Here is a 14,935-nt window from a genome sequence, read left to right on the forward strand (position 1 = left end):
CACTTCCTCAATGAGCCGGTAATAGCCGCTCGGTAACTTTGAATCGTATTAATCGAGGGGAGTTCCGAACGCGTTTTCGGGATGGTAAACAGCCCGATCCCTCTCGTCATTTCCAGCACATCAACCGTTACAACTTACAGGGAGATCCTATGCCAAAGAACAAACATATCTCGCTGCTCAATGAGAGCGTGAATGGTAAAGGCAATCATAACTCGCTGCTCAATGCCAGCGTGGACGGTCTCGGCAATGTCGTGACCCTCTATTTTTCAGAAAAACTCGATGCGTCGAGCCTTCCGGCGCTCAAGCAGTTTACCGTTCTCAGCGATGATGAAAAACAGACGATCACGGGAGTTGAGGTGGTCAACAACCAGGTTGTCCTGACCTTGGCGTCACCCATCGACAGCTCGATGCAGCTCACGGTTTCGTATACCGCAAAGCCGCATACTCTTGAGAAGCTCGATGGTCACAAGGTGGTCTCCTTTCAAAATGCCGAGGTTGAAAACCATCTTTCGCTGACCCCATCGGAGAGCGAGTCCTTTGAGTTCGCCTCGACAATCCAGATGGATTTCGGCGCTGAGATTTCGGCGTTCGATGCCGACAGCGGACGTCTGTTCGTGACCTCTCCCGAAGACGGCCTTCAGGTTGTCAGCATCGACGGTCAGTTGCAGATGACCAAGATTGGCACCATCGACCTCGGCAGCAACGTGGTCAACAGCGTCTCCGTCAGCCACGGCATCGTCGCGGTTGCGGTCGCCAATGCGGACAAAACGTTGCCGGGTACGGTCTACTTCCTCGATGCAGATGCGGACACAATTGATGCTTCGATGATTCTCGGCAGCGTCACGGTCGGCGCGAATCCTGACATGCTGACCTTCACACCCGATGGCACCAAGGTGCTCGTGGCCAACGAGGGCGAAATGGCGAGCGTGGATAATGATCCCGAAGGCTCGGTGAGCATCATCGACCTCAGCGCCGGAGTAGAATTTGCGACCGTCGCAACCGCCGGATTCGGCGCGTTCAACGACCAGATCGATGCGCTCAAAGAGTCTGGCGTCAGGCTCTTTGCCGGTGAGGAGGGCTTTGAAAGCACGACGGTCGCCCAAGACCTCGAACCAGAATACATCAGCATCTCTCCCGACGGCACAACGGCGTTCGTGACGCTTCAGGAGAACAACGCTATCGCCATTCTCGCCATCGCTTCGGGTGAGTTCACCGACATCGTGCCGCTTGGGTTGAAGAGCTTCTCCAGCCTGCCGTTCGACGGTAGCGACAAGGATGGCATCGATCTCGAAACTGGCCTTCCTGTTTACGGTCAGTACATGCCGGACGCCATTGCGTCGTTTACCGGCGCGGACGGTCACGCCTACTATGTGATCGCGAACGAAGGCGATGACCGCGACGATTTTCTGGACACGCCGGAGAGCGCCCGGGTCAAAGACCTCACGCTCGATCCGACGGTTTTTCCTGACGCGGCGGAGCTTCAGACGAATAGCGAACTCGGCCGCCTCAACGTCTCGAATGCGCCGGGCAACAACGGTGACACCGATGGCGACGGCGACATCGACCAGCTCCTCGCTTACGGCGCCCGTTCGTTCAGCATTCTCGATTCCGAAGGTAACATCGTTTTCGACAGTGGTTCGCATATCGAGCAGTTTGTCGCCGAGAGTGGCCTGTTCACCGATGCTTATGGCGATGGGCTTTTCGATGATGGCCGTTCCGACAACAAGGGGCCGGAACCGGAGGGCATCACCATCGGCGTCGTGGATGGAAAAACCCTCGCATTCGTCACCCTCGAACGGGGTGGCGGCGGTGTGATGGTTTATGACGTCACCGATCCGTCGGATGTCAGCTTCGTGCAGTATCTGAGGAATCCCGGTGATGTGAGTCCGGAAGGTGTGCTGTTCATCTCGGCTGCCGATAGCCCGACCGGCCACGAGTTGCTGATTGTCAGCAATGAGGTGTCCAATACCGTGAGCATCTTCGAGGTGGACAGCTCCGTGAAGGTCGGCATTGAAATCGAAGATGTGGCCGTACTGGCGGGTGAGCAGCTCAACTACCGCGTGCTTTCCAACGCCTTTACCGATGTTGATGGCGACACGCTGACTTACACGGCAACGTTGGCCGACGGTTCGGAGCTGCCCGATTGGCTGCACTTCGATGCGTCGAGCCACGATCTTGAGACGATGGAAGCGTACTTCCTGAACGGGGATTCGTCGAAGTGGGCCACCGACTCGGCCTCGGCAATCACGGCGATGGTGACCGGCGAGAAGACCGATGCGGGCAACATCTCGTGGGCGGCGGGCGATCCTGAAGGCGGCGAGCTGACGACGATTGCCGAAACGTTGCGCGCTGACTACGGCTTCGCTATCGGCGTGGCCAGCACGGTGGAGTTTTCGCATGCAACGCCCGCCGGTGTGGTGAGCCACGACGTGAACCGTGGCGACAAGTGGGACATCGCCCATGAAATCCTGACCGAAACGCAGCCGGAAGTGGTGATTGGCGCGGGCTTCGACAGCTACTTTGCCAAGGCGGTCAAGGATGCGGCAGGTTATGACAGAGACCTCGACAACAACGGCTACAACGATGAATACGATGCTTTCCACACCGGGCAGAACACCGAATACACCGCCAACGTGGAGTTCGTGGAGCGCGCGTCGGGCGTTGACGGCGGCGATGCGCTGGCCGCAGCCGCAGCGAACGTTGACCTCGCTGCCGGCGAAAGGCTGTTCGGCTTGTTCGGTACCACGGGCGGCCATTTTGAGTACTACGATGTAGCGGATACTCCGGGCGAGGTAACGATCACGCGCAGCACGGGTGACGGCACTCCGACGGTTGATGAAGACCCGACGATGGCTGAAATGGTCGATGCTGCGCTGACGGTGCTGAACCAGGACGAGGACGGCTTCTTCATTATGTTCGAACAGGGCGATATCGACTGGAGCAACCACGCCAACGACTACGAAAGCATGATCGGTGGCGTCTATGACCTCGATCTTGCGGTTCAGGCAGTGGAGCAATTTGTCGATCTGAATCCTGATGATGACATCGACTGGTCGAACACGCTGGTGATCGTCACGAGCGACCACTCGAACAGCTACATGCGCAACGAGAGCGTGCTTGGCATCGGCGACCTCGGCGAGGTGGGTACGGACGTGACCTACGCATCCGGCGGTCACACCAACGAGCTGGTGACGGTCTCTGCGCGCGGCGCGGGTGCGGAGTACTTCGCCGAGCTTGCGGGTGAGATTTACGCCGGCACGGACATCATCGACAACACGCAGATTTACGATGCGATGATGAACGCCGCCGAGAATGCCGGCGCCGAGCACATCATTTTGATGATCGGCGATGGCATGAACATCGAGCATGAAATTGCCGCAAGCCGCTATCTGTACGGTGAAGACTTCGGCCTGTCATGGCAGGACTGGGGCGAGCTGGAAGACGGCTGGACGGGCTACGCTACGACCTGGGATGTGACGTCGTACAACAACTATGCGGCACTGAACGGCGTGGATCCGTATGATCCCGATACCTACGATCCGACCATTGGCTACGATCCGGCACAGGGCGGCACGACGCCGTATCCGGTGGCGATGATTTTCAGCGGTACGCCGGACAGTGAAGATGTCGGCGCGCTGGAGATTGTGGTGACAGCTACCGACGAGAGCGGCGCGTACGCGAGCCAGACCTTCGATCTGATCGTTGGTGTGCCCGTGGATGCTGATGGTAGCCTAGCTCTTGCGGTCTGAGTCGAGTCTGTTTTAGAGCGACTGTTTTTTCCCCCGCTATCCGGTCTGTCGCCGGATGGCGGGGGTTTTTTCTTTTCCTATATTTCCGTGACGGTCGCGCACTCCTGCCGGCGCGTCCGTGCAATTTCAGGCAGGACGACCTTGTTTCGATATCTGAACATGCCACCTCTTTTTTCATCCGTTTGCTGCATTGATACCGGAGCCGGTTCCGGCCGGTTCAACATGGAACTCGATCTATGGCTCATGCAGGCGATGGCCGATGATTCGTTCCAGCGGTTGTTCGGCGCGAACGGTTGCCTCTGGCGATTTTATTCGTGGTCACCTTCGGCCATTTCGCTCGGCAAAAACCAGAATCCGGAAGAGATCGACCGGGAGCGGTGCCGCGCCGATGGCGTCGATGTCGTCGTCCGTCCCACCGGTGGGCGAGCGGTGTTTCATGCCGATGAACTGACCTATTCGTTTTTCGCGGCGACTGAGCTGCCGAACGAAACCATCTACCGCATGGTGCACGAAACGCTGCAACAGGCGCTGGCTGGCGTTGGCGTCGAGGCGGAGTTCTGCCGGACGCAGCCCGACTTCCGGGCCCGGTACGCTTCGGCGGATTCAGTTTCCTGTTTCACAGCGTCAGCCCGCTACGAATTGCAGGTCGATGGACGCAAGCTGGTCGGTTCGGCGCAACGCCGTCACGGTAATGTTATCCTTCAGCACGGTTCGCTACCTCTTTCTTCACGCCATCGTCAGATTTCTCGTTATCTTGCAGGTGCGTCCCGCGAGCTTGTCGAAGCGGTCGATGCCGGTATGGCAGAGAAGACCGCGTCGCTCGATGAGTTTACCGATGCCGGTTATGCCGAGCTGGTGCCCCTGATCGTCTCAGCCGCCGGAACGTCCGCTGAAGAGGGGGCAAGGGTTCTGAGTCAGGATGACCTTGAACGTTTCGGCGTGTCTCAAGTTTCAATCACTTAATGTTTTTCCATCATGCCCAACGGTTCCGCCAACAAACTGCCTCACGTTACGACCCGCAGGATGCTCGATATGAAAGAGCGCGGCGAAAAGATTGCCGTTCTGACCGCTTACGACTACACGATGGCGCGGATTCTCGACCGCTCGGGAGTCGATGCGATTCTGGTCGGCGATTCGGCCAGCAACGTCTTTTCGGGCCACAATACCACGCTTCCGATCACGGTCGACGAGATGATCTACCATGCTAAAGCGGTGGTTCGCGGCGTGCAGGCAGAGACGAGCCGCGCGATGGTGATTGTCGACATGCCCTTCATGAGCTACCAGCTTTCGCCGGAGGATGCGGTGCGCAACGCGGGCAAAATCATGAAAGAACATGAGTGCGACGCCGTCAAGATGGAGGGCGGCAAGGTGATCGCTGAAGCGGTCAAACGGATTACCGACATCGGTATTCCTGTAATGGGCCACCTCGGCCTGATGCCGCAGTCGATCTACAAATACGGCAGCTACAAGGTGCGGGCCAAGGAGGGCGACGAGGCCGAGCAGCTTATGGAGGATGCCCGCATTCTCGAAGAGTCCGGGGCGTTCGCCATCGTGCTCGAAAAGATTCCCTCGAAGCTCGCCGGGGAGGTGAGCCGCTCGCTGACTATTCCGACCATCGGCATCGGTGCCGGGCCGGAGTGCGACGGCCAGGTGCTGGTGATCAACGACATGCTCGGTCTCAACACCGAGTTCCACCCGAGGTTCGTCCGTCGCTATGCCGACCTCTCATCGGTCATTGAAAAGGCTGTGCAGAGTTATGTGGCTGATGTGCGAGCCAACAGCTTTCCTTCGGAGGATGAAAGCTACTGAGCTTTGGCTGGTATGCAGCACTCTTTGCTTTTCATGTTGTGATAAATCTTCTATTTTAAAAAACATGCCGGAAATGGCCGGAGCGTTTTCCGGCCTTGATCTCCTGCACATGGTTGAACAGAGCCTGATGCTTATCCGGAAGATTTTTCGCTCACTTTTTTTCATGCGGATAGCCTTTCCCTGACAAGATGGCGCCGTCGGATGTATGACAGTTTGTATGGGTAAAGACGATAGAAAAACAGCAAGGAAGCAGTATCCGCCGGTTCTTCAGGACGAAACAGAACGGCCTCAGGGCCGTTTTCCGTTCGTTTCACGATCGTTTGTTCCTTCGGCGTTTACGGTCATGAACATGGTTTCAGGCTATGTTTCCATCATCATGTCCGGCGAGAAGAGCTTTATCATTGCCGGCTGGCTCATCTTTGTCGCGGCGTTTTTCGATACCATCGACGGGTTTGTGGCTCGGCTCACCAACGGCTCCTCGGAGTTCGGCGTCGAGCTCGATTCGCTTTCGGATTTGGTCTCTTTCGGCGCGGCTCCGGCCTATCTGGTCTATAAATTCGGACTCGAACACCTTGGAATGCCGTGGGGTCTGCTGCTCAGCTCGCTGCTGATGGTAGGCAGCGGCCTGCGGCTTGCGCGGTTCAATATCAGCCTGATCGGCTACAACAAGGAGTCGTTTTCCGGGCTGCCTACACCGGCCCAGGCTATGACTGTTGCCTCGTTTGTGCTCTGGATGACGGCCGAGCCGCTCCTGACCGGCATCGAGCTTCAGCGTGGCCTTGCTTTGCTGAGCGTGGTGCTTGCCGTGCTCATGGTAAGCAAGGTGAATTACGACGCGCTGCCCAAACCTACCCGCGATTCGTTCCGCCAGCATCCCGTGCAGATGAGCGCTTACGCAATCGCGATTGTCTGCGTGCTCTTCTTTCAGGCCAAGGCTTTTTTTGTCTCCATGTTATTGTATATTCTGCTGGGAATTATCAGGTCCCTGACGCTCACGGTCAGGCAATGGCAGGTCTGAAGCGTCTCTTTCCGGCGTCATCTAAACATGCAACGTAACCAGTTATGGCATTCAAGGCGAACATCAAGGTGACCTTGCGTCCCTCCATTCTCGACGTGCAGGGTAAAGCTGCGCAGCATGCGCTTGAAAATCTCGGCTACTCAAGCGTTTCATCGGTCAGGATCGGTAAATACATGGAGGTGATTATCGGCGAGGACTCACGCGCTGAGGCCGAGAAGGTCGCGATCGAAATCTGTCAGAAACTCCTGTCGAATCCGGTGATGGAAGATTTCACTTTCGAACTGGAACCCGTCAACTAAATTTCGCTTTTTGCTATGGCTGATCTCAACGTTGGCGTCGTGGTGTTTCCCGGTTCGAACTGCGACCACGATACCGAATATGCCGTTGCCTCGTTTTCCGGAGTCAAGCCGGTCATGCTCTGGCACAACGAGCACGACCTGAAAGGCTGCGACGCGATTATTCTCCCTGGTGGCTTCTCCTACGGCGATTACCTCCGCTGTGGCTCCATCGCCCGCTTCTCGCCGATCATGCGTGAAGTGATCGACTTCGCAGGGCAAGGCCGTCCGGTGCTCGGCATCTGCAACGGTTTTCAGGTGCTGGTCGAAAGCGGCCTGCTCGAAGGCGCGCTGATCCGCAACGCTGGTCGGAAGTTTATCTGCCGTCAGTCAACCATCAGCGTGGTGAACAACTCGACCATCTTTACCGATCGTTACGAAAAGGGCGAAGTGCTTCGCGTGCCGGTTGCGCATGGTGAGGGCAACTACTACGCCTCCGTTGAGACCATCGACAGCCTCGAATCGAACGGCCAGGTGGTTTTCCGTTATACTGATGCGGAAGGCAATGCTACTGCCGAAGCTAATTTCAACGGATCGCTGAACAACATCGCCGGTATTACCAACAAGCAGGGCAACGTGCTCGGCCTGATGCCGCATCCCGAGCGGGCCAGCGAAGAGCTGCTCGGCTCTGGTGATGGCCGCAGAGTTTTCGAATCCCTGTTTGCTCATCTTGCCGGAACAAAAAGATCTTCTCGTGGCTGCTGTTCGACTTCGCCAACACGTCGTTCAGCGTCATGATGGTCACTTTCGCCTTTCCCCTCTATTTTAAAAACGTCATCTGCCAGGGCGATCCCCAGGGCGACCAGCTCTGGGGCAACAGCGTCAGCATTTCGATGCTGCTGGTGGCGGTGATCTCGCCGGTGCTTGGCGCGCAGGCCGACTACTCGGGCCGTCGCAAACGCTTCCTGTTCGCCTTCACGCTCGTCTCGGTCATCGCCACGGCGCTGCTCTCCTTTTCGGGGCCGGGTAACGTGCTTGTCGCCGCCACACTCTTCATTCTCGCCAACATCGGCTTCGAGGGAGGGCTGGTGTTTTACGACGCCTACCTGCCGGAAATTACGTCGCAGCGCAGTATCGGCAGGGTGTCGGGTTACGGCTTTGCGATGGGCTATCTTGGCGCGCTGGCGATTTTGCTGCTGTTGCAGCCGCTCCTGATGAAGGGGATCGACAGCTCGAACATCCCCAATCTGCAACTGAGCTTCCTTGTCGTCGCGCTCTTTTTCGCCGTGTTCTCGGCGCCGCTCTTCTTCACCTTGCGCGACACGAAAGGCAAGGCGGGGCTGCTGCCCGGCGAAACCGGAATGCGCCGCAGGAACGCATCGTTTCTCCATTCGCTTCGGGAGGTGGGTTACACCATCCGTCACATTATGAGCTATCCCGATCTGGCCCGCTTCCTGCTCGCGTTCTTTTTTTACAACGACGCCATACTGACCGTGATCGCCTTCGCCTCGATCTATGCTCAGAACACGCTTGGCTTTACGGCGACGGAACTGATCAAATTCTTCATCACCGTTCAGACGACGGCCATCGTGGGCTCGATCGTTTTTGGTTTTGTGACCGATCGTATCGGCCCGAAACGCGCTATCGTCCTGACGTTGTTTATCTGGATTTTCGTGATCTTTCTGGCCATTTTCGCCTCCACCAAGCAGAGCTTTTTCGTGACCGGTCTGGTGGCGGGTCTCTCGATGGGCTCGTCGCAGGCGGCCTCCCGCTCGCTGATGGCGCGGCTGACGCCGAAGGAGCATCGCACCGAGTTTTTCGGCTTTTACGATGGCAGTTTCGGCAAAGCCTCGGCGGTGATCGGGCCGCTCGTGTTCGGTTTCGTGTCGGTGCAGGCCGGAAGCCAGAAGGCGGCGTTGGCATCGCTGCTGCTGTTTTTCGCTATCGGCCTGCTGATTCTGACCGGCGTGAGCACCAGCGCCACGAATCCGGACGGTGCTGTGCAGCGAGATGGCCGGAAGCTCGTGAAAGGCAGGCTCGATGAGCCTGATCGGGCAGAGTTCTGATAAACGAATAGCGGAGGACAAAGACTATGAACGACAACGTATCGAATGGCGGCGCTGAAGAACGGAGTTGCAAGGACTGCCGGCCCATGAGCTGTTACCGCAAAGAGAAGCGATTGCCGGACGAATGTGTGGCGGGTTCCCTCGATGAGCAAAAGATAGACGAGTGCCTCGACCAGTACCGGGGTGAAGGCATCGACGCCCGCATCGCCCGCGCCGCCGCCGAGGTGGAGGGGCTCTATTACGGAAAGCTGACTCGTGCCGAGGAGATTGTCGCTTTTGCCAACCGGCTCGGCGCGAAGAAGATCGGGCTGGCCATGTGCGTCGGTCTTGCCGAAGAGGCGAGGATTTTCTCGAAGGTTTTGCGGGCCAACGGACTCGAACCCTTTGCCGTGCTCTGCAAAGCCGGGGCTGTGGATAAAGGCGAGATCGGCATCGAGGATGAGCTTAAACTCCAGCCGGGCACACACGAATCGCTCTGCAACCCGGTGCTTCAGGCCCGCCTCATGAACGAGCACGGCACCGGCCTGAACGTCATCATCGGCCTCTGCGTTGGCCACGACAGCCTCTTCACAAAACACTCAGACGCGCCGGCCACCACGTTGATCGTCAAGGATCGAGTGCTCGCCCACAACCCTGCCGCCGCGCTCTATACCTCCGGTTCCTACTACAAGCGACTGATGGAGTCTGGTCGGGAGCTTTGAGTTGTCTCCCGATCGACCGGACGATACTATCGACTTTCCTGCCTGGATTGCTAAATAACCTGTTTTGGAAACAATATGTTTGTTTCATTGCATCATTGCATGATTTTTGTGAAATGTTTCATGCAATGCAAAATCATATTTTGTGGCTCTATTATTGAATAGAGAATGTTGGTTGTTTTAATGCTTTTCTGTAAGGAGTTGCAATGCCTCAGAGCATAACAATACGAACGGGAATTGCTGATGATGCAGCTGCCATTGCTGCGATTTTGTTGCAGTCCGGATGGTTTTCGTATTTCTCTGAAGAGTCGCGCCAGACCGATGCCGAGCGGATCGAAGCGTTTCTCGAAAGTTCATATACGGAAGCCGACAGCCGTTCGGTTTATGTTGCCGAGACCGAAAGTGGGATTGTTGTGGGTTACTGTACCGTGCAGTGGCTGCCATATCTGTTTCTGGCTGCGCCGGAAGGATATGTTTCCGAATTGTTTGTCGATGATGCGTGGCGGGGTCAGGGGATTGGTCAGCGCCTGATCGAAACCGTCGAACGGGAAGCTCGGGAGCGCGGCTGTTCGCGCCTGATGCTTTGCAATGGTCGTAGCCGCGATTCCTATAAACGCGGATTTTACCAGAAACTTGGCTGGCAGGAACGGGAATCGGTGGCCAATTTCATTTTCAAGCTTTGAAGTTCATAACTCCAATCGATACGATTATGGCGCACGAATTCGACGGAAAGAGGTATGAAAAGGCTTCGACCCATCAGCAGGAGTGGGGTCGGAAGCTGATTGCCGAGCTTGGCCTGAAGGGCAGCGAGCGGGTGCTCGATCTGGGGTGCGGTGACGGAAGCCTGACAGCGGTGATCGCAGAATTGCTGCCGGAGGGCGAGGCCATCGGCATCGACGCCTCGCGCGGCATGATCGACGCCGCGTTGCCGAAGGCGGGAGGCAATCTCTATTTCCGGCTGCTCGACATTGACGATCTTGATTTCGAGGATGAGTTCGACGTGATTTTCTCGAACGCAGCGTTGCACTGGGTCAAAGATCACGAAAAGCTGCTGCGCAACGTGCGCCGTGCGTTGCGTCCGGGCGGGCGCGTGCGCTTCAACTTCGCGGGGGATGGCAACTGCATGGCCTTTTTTCGGGTGATCTGCGAGGCGATGAGCGACGAGCGGTTCCGGAGCTTTTTCGCGGCCTTCGAGTGGCCTTGGTTCATGCCGTCGCTCGAAGCCTACCGCAAGCTTGCTGAAGCGAGCGGGTTACGGAACGTCGAGGTCTGGGGCGAAAACGCCGACCGCCATTTTCCCGACGCCGATACCATGACGCGCTGGATTGATCAGCCGAGTATCGTACCGTTTCTGCCGTACCTGCCCGAGCGCGAACAACCGGCGTTCCGCGACTTAGTGGTGCAGCGCATGATCGAAGAGACCCGCGAGCCGGATGGGCGCTGCTTCGAGACCTTCCGGCGCATTAACCTTTTGGCCACAAAGTGAATCGCAGCGAAGAACAATCTGTTTGAAACAGTATTTTTAGTGTCTTCTGCATCAGCTCTCAGGGGAACCATCCCGTTTGTTTTGTTATTGTTATCAATGAATGTGAGTCAGTGAATTCAGTTTTTTCAACATGATTCAGGCGATGATCAGCAGGTTTCTGAAGCTCGGCTTGATGCCGGTGATTGCGGTGATGCTATGTCTTGCGTTTACTCCGCTCATTGGCGAGTCAGCCCAAATCCGCAGCATGACGCTAAGTGGAAGCGTCAATCCGGGCAGTGCGGCCTGGTTTCTGCGTGAACTCGACGAAGCCAATCGTGAAGGCGACACGCTGCTGCTGGTCGAGCTCGATACGCCGGGAGGCCTCGTAGCGTCCCTGCGCCAGATGGTGCAGGGGGTGCTGGCATCCAAAGTGCCAGTGGTGGTCTATGTGGCTCCGTCCGGTGCTCAGGCGGCTTCGGCGGGAGCCCTGTTGCTTTTGTCGTCTCATGTTGCGGTGATGGCTCCAGGTACCGAGACTGGTGCGGCTCATCCGGTCGGTCTTGGCGGGCAGATCGACAAGGAGAGCGTCATGAACACCAAGATCGAGAACGATCTTGCCGCCTTTGCCCGCAGCCTTGCCCAGAAGCGGGGCCGGAGCCAGCAATGGGCAGAGCGGGCCGTGCGCGAAAGCATATCCTCGACGGCATCCGAAGCGCTTGAGGCCGGGGTGATCGATACGGTTGCGTCCCGTCGCGAGGAGTTGCTGGCGTTTCTCGACGGGCGCAAGGTCGAGACTGCCGCGGGCGAGGTGACCATTCATACCAAGGGGGTTCCTGTGCTCCAGTCCGAGCCGACTTTTCGGGAGAAGGTGATGATGACCATCGCCGATCCGAACATTGCGGCGTTTCTGCTTCTTCTCGGCATTGCCGGGCTCTATTTCGAGCTGACGACGCCGGGTGCGATCTTTCCCGGTGTGGCCGGCGTGATTTCGCTCTTGCTTGGTGCCTGGGCGATGCAACTCCTGTCGGTCAGTGTTACCGGACTTCTGCTTATCCTCCTGGCTATCATCTTTTTTGCACTTGAGATTTTCGTGACGAGTGGAGGCGTGCTGGCCATCGCCGGTCTGGTTGCGCTGTTCATCGGCTCGGTGATGGTGTTCGATGCGCCGGAGATCGGCATGACGATTAACTGGTGGTTTTTTCTGCCGTTATTTCTTTCTTTTTCCGCTGGAGTCCTGTTACTTGTTTTTGTTGTACTTCGTTCCACCCGACGAAAGGTGGCTTCCGGCATCGAGGGGCTTGTCGGTGAGGCCGGAGTTATCGAGAAGGGGATCGCTGCTGGCAAGTCTGGCAAGGTTTTTGTACATGGTGAATTGTGGGATGCAACGGCTGCTGTGCCGATTCCCGCTGGAGTGCAGGTAACGGTGACAGGGATCGACGGAATGAGGCTTAACGTTAAACCAAACCCAACCAAGGAGGAGTGATGATTTCAGTTAATATTGTGGTATTGCTGATGCTTGTGGCGGCGTTTTTCGTCTCCGCGGTCAAGATTTTGCCAGAGTACGAGCGGGGAGTGGTGTTCCGGCTTGGCCGGATTATCGGAGCCAAGGGCCCGGGCCTGATCATCCTGATTCCTTACATCGATCGTATGATTCGGGTTGACTTGCGAACCGTGACTCTCGACGTTCCTCCGCAGGACATCATCACCCGCGACAACGTGTCGGTGAAGGTGAGCGCCGTGGTCTATTTCCGGGTGATCGACTCGATCAAGGCGATTATCGATGTGGAAGATTTCCATTTCGCTACATCTCAGCTCGCCCAGACCACGCTCCGCAGCGTTTGCGGACAGGGGGAGATGGACAACCTTCTTGCTGAGCGCGACGAAATCAACGAGCGCATTCAGACGATTCTCGACAAGGATACCGAACCGTGGGGCGTGAAGGTCAGCAAGGTCGAGGTCAAGGAGATCGACTTGCCTGACGAGATGCGTCGTGCGATGGCAAAGCAGGCTGAGGCCGAGCGCGAGCGCCGTTCAAAGATCATCAACGCAGAGGGCGAGTTCCAGGCTGCGCAGCGTTTGTCGGAAGCGGCGGCGATCATCTCGCAGAATCCGGCGGCTCTGCAGTTGCGTTATCTCCAGACCTTGCAGGACATCGCCGTCGAGAACAATTCGACCACGATTTTCCCGGTTCCGGTCGATCTGTTCAGGACCTTTTTCGAGAAAAAAGCCTGACCCGGTTTTTCAGGAATATTTCAAATGATCAAACAATACGGCCATGATTACCATCAAGTCGATTCTCTGCCCGATGGATTTTTCGGAAGCTTCGAAAAATGCTTATCGGTACGCTTGTGAGTTCGCCAAATCGATGGGTGCGAGCGTCGTGCTGCTCAATGTGATCGAGCCCCGTCCCATAGCGGCTGACATGACACTGAACTACATCCCGCTTGAGGAAGATCTTGCCGCTGCTGCAAAGGAAGATTTCATTCCGATGATTGATCAGTGCAAGAATGCCGGGCTCGATATCAGCGCCGATGTGATGATTGGTGTTCCGGCAGAGGTGATTCTGCAACAAACGGACGATCTTGACGTGAGTCTGGTGATCATGGGTTCTCACGGCAAAACAGGGCTGAGCCGTCTTCTGATGGGGAGCGTTGCCGAAGCGGTGGTGCGCAAAGCGCAGGTGCCGGTGCTGATTGTGAAGGCGAACGAAAAAGAGTTTATCAGCGAAGGGTAGAGGGGGAAGAATTATGAATTGAATTTGTGTGGGCGGCTCTTTTGGCCGCCCTCGGTTTTTTTGTGCCGTTTTACGATCGGCCTAATCCGTCTGATTCGACCGATCAGTCTGATCTTTTTTCCCCAAAAAAAGCTTCCAGCAATTTCAGCGCACCGCTGAATGGGCTCAGCGAGCCTTCGAACACCTGGTGTTCAATCGACTGTTGAAGGGTTCTGACCAGCTGATGGTCGTAAAATTCCCGTTTCAGCCGCTCTTCGGCGATGGTGTAGAGAAGGTTCCGGAGCTGTTCCCGGCGAGTGTTCTCCCACGCCTCGTTTTGCTTCATCCTCTCTTCAAAGCGTCGGACGATTTGCCAGACCTCTGAAACTCCCGAGCCTTCGAGTGCGGAGGTGAGCAGAACGTTTCTTTCCCATCCCGTGTGCTTTTCCGGCAGGAGCCTGAGCGCTGCTTCAAAGTCGGCTTTCGAGATTTCGGCGATTGCCTGCCGCCCTGAATCGGCCTTGTTGACGGCTACGAGATCGGCGATCTCCATGATACCGCGCTTGATGCCCTGCAGGTCGTCGCCCGATCCGGGGAGCATGAGCAGCAGGATGAAATCCACCATCGAGTTGACCACGATTTCCGACTGGCCGACGCCGACCGTTTCGACGATGATGACGTCGTATCCGGCGGCTTCGCAGAGCAGGATGGCTTCGTGCGTGCGGGGGGCGGTGCCGCCGAGAAAACCCGAGGAGGCCGAGGGACGAATGAAGGCTTCGGGGCGGGCGGCGAGCTGTTCCATGCGGGACTTGTCGCCGAGGATACTGCCTTTCGTTCGGGCGCTGCTCGGGTCGATGGCGAGCACCGCCACCCGCTGGCCTTCCCGCAGGATATCAAGCCCCAGCGTTTCGATGAAGGTGCTTTTGCCCGCGCCCGGCGCTCCGGTCACGCCGATGCGGATCGAGTTACCTCCATCGCCAAGGCAGCGGTCGAGGATCTCGTGCGCCAGCCGTTCGTGCTCCGGGCGGTTCGATTCGACGAGCGTGATGGCGCGGCTCAACAGACGGCGGTCGCCGTTTCTGATGCCTTCGACAAACTCCTCGATTGTCGGTTCGTGCCGCTTCGTGCCGTTCATCTTTCCG

Annotated in this window: 14 protein-coding genes; 13 read left to right on the top strand and 1 reads right to left on the bottom strand. The window is 57.1% G+C overall.

The genetic code is table 11. The features are described from left to right. The first annotated feature begins 149 nt into the window (after nucleotides 1–149). The 13 genes from CPAR_RS10605 to CPAR_RS04240 all read left to right on the top strand — a co-directional run bounded on the left by CPAR_RS10605 (nucleotide 150) and on the right by CPAR_RS04240 (nucleotide 13,814). Nucleotides 150–3,749 (top strand): choice-of-anchor I family protein, encoded by a 3,600-nt coding sequence (locus CPAR_RS10605; RefSeq protein WP_012502062.1) that lies wholly within the window; start codon nucleotides 150–152, stop codon nucleotides 3,747–3,749. Nucleotides 3,750–3,971: 222 nt separating this feature from the next. Further along, nucleotides 3,972–4,712 carry a lipoate--protein ligase family protein gene (locus CPAR_RS04185; RefSeq protein ID WP_012502063.1) on the top strand — a complete coding sequence of 247 codons (741 nt, stop codon included), beginning with the start codon at nucleotides 3,972–3,974 and terminating at the stop codon, nucleotides 4,710–4,712. A gap of 12 nt (nucleotides 4,713–4,724) precedes the next feature. Continuing rightward, entirely contained in the window at nucleotides 4,725–5,558 is an 834-nt protein-coding gene (gene panB / locus CPAR_RS04190; RefSeq protein ID WP_012502064.1) for a 3-methyl-2-oxobutanoate hydroxymethyltransferase, read from the top strand. 217 nt (nucleotides 5,559–5,775) lie between these two features. Further along, entirely contained in the window at nucleotides 5,776–6,576 is an 801-nt protein-coding gene (gene pssA, locus CPAR_RS04195) for a CDP-diacylglycerol--serine O-phosphatidyltransferase (RefSeq protein ID WP_041466126.1), read from the top strand. 44 nt (nucleotides 6,577–6,620) lie between these two features. Beyond that, nucleotides 6,621–6,875, top strand: coding sequence for a phosphoribosylformylglycinamidine synthase subunit PurS (gene purS / locus CPAR_RS04200; protein WP_012502066.1), 255 nt, complete (start codon nucleotides 6,621–6,623; stop codon nucleotides 6,873–6,875). Nucleotides 6,876–6,890: 15 nt separating this feature from the next. Beyond that, nucleotides 6,891–7,649, top strand: coding sequence for a phosphoribosylformylglycinamidine synthase subunit PurQ (purQ, locus tag CPAR_RS04205; protein ID WP_012502067.1), 759 nt, complete (start codon nucleotides 6,891–6,893; stop codon nucleotides 7,647–7,649). Further along, a complete protein-coding gene (locus CPAR_RS04210) occupies nucleotides 7,646–8,917 on the top strand; it encodes an MFS transporter (protein ID WP_012502068.1) in 1,272 nt (423 codons plus the stop codon). The genes purQ and CPAR_RS04210 overlap by 4 nt, the downstream gene beginning before the upstream one ends. 26 nt (nucleotides 8,918–8,943) lie before the next feature. Next, nucleotides 8,944–9,618, top strand: coding sequence for a DUF1847 domain-containing protein (locus tag CPAR_RS04215; protein ID WP_012502069.1), 675 nt, complete (start codon nucleotides 8,944–8,946; stop codon nucleotides 9,616–9,618). Between the two features lie 203 nt (nucleotides 9,619–9,821). Next, nucleotides 9,822–10,298, top strand: a complete 477-nt coding sequence (locus CPAR_RS04220; RefSeq protein ID WP_012502070.1) for a GNAT family N-acetyltransferase — start codon at nucleotides 9,822–9,824, stop codon at nucleotides 10,296–10,298. A 26-nt stretch (nucleotides 10,299–10,324) separates the two neighbouring features. Beyond that, nucleotides 10,325–11,101 (top strand): class I SAM-dependent methyltransferase, encoded by a 777-nt coding sequence (locus tag CPAR_RS04225; RefSeq protein WP_012502071.1) that lies wholly within the window; start codon nucleotides 10,325–10,327, stop codon nucleotides 11,099–11,101. 130 nt (nucleotides 11,102–11,231) lie between these two features. Continuing rightward, nucleotides 11,232–12,563, top strand: coding sequence for an NfeD family protein (locus tag CPAR_RS04230; protein ID WP_012502072.1), 1,332 nt, complete (start codon nucleotides 11,232–11,234; stop codon nucleotides 12,561–12,563). Beyond that, entirely contained in the window at nucleotides 12,563–13,312 is a 750-nt protein-coding gene (locus tag CPAR_RS04235; RefSeq protein ID WP_012502073.1) for a slipin family protein, read from the top strand. Before CPAR_RS04230 ends, CPAR_RS04235 begins: the two co-directional genes overlap by 1 nt. A 43-nt stretch (nucleotides 13,313–13,355) precedes the next feature. Beyond that, nucleotides 13,356–13,814 (top strand): universal stress protein, encoded by a 459-nt coding sequence (locus CPAR_RS04240; RefSeq protein WP_012502074.1) that lies wholly within the window; start codon nucleotides 13,356–13,358, stop codon nucleotides 13,812–13,814. A 103-nt stretch (nucleotides 13,815–13,917) separates the two neighbouring features. Here the strand turns inward: CPAR_RS04240 and meaB are convergent, their stop codons facing one another. Further along, a complete protein-coding gene (gene meaB, locus CPAR_RS04245) occupies nucleotides 13,918–14,928 on the bottom strand; it encodes a methylmalonyl Co-A mutase-associated GTPase MeaB (protein ID WP_012502075.1) in 1,011 nt (336 codons plus the stop codon). Between the last annotated feature and the right edge of the window lie 7 nt (nucleotides 14,929–14,935).

The organism is Chlorobaculum parvum NCIB 8327, assembly GCF_000020505.1.
GTDB classification, from domain to species: domain Bacteria; phylum Bacteroidota; class Chlorobiia; order Chlorobiales; family Chlorobiaceae; genus Chlorobaculum; species Chlorobaculum parvum_A.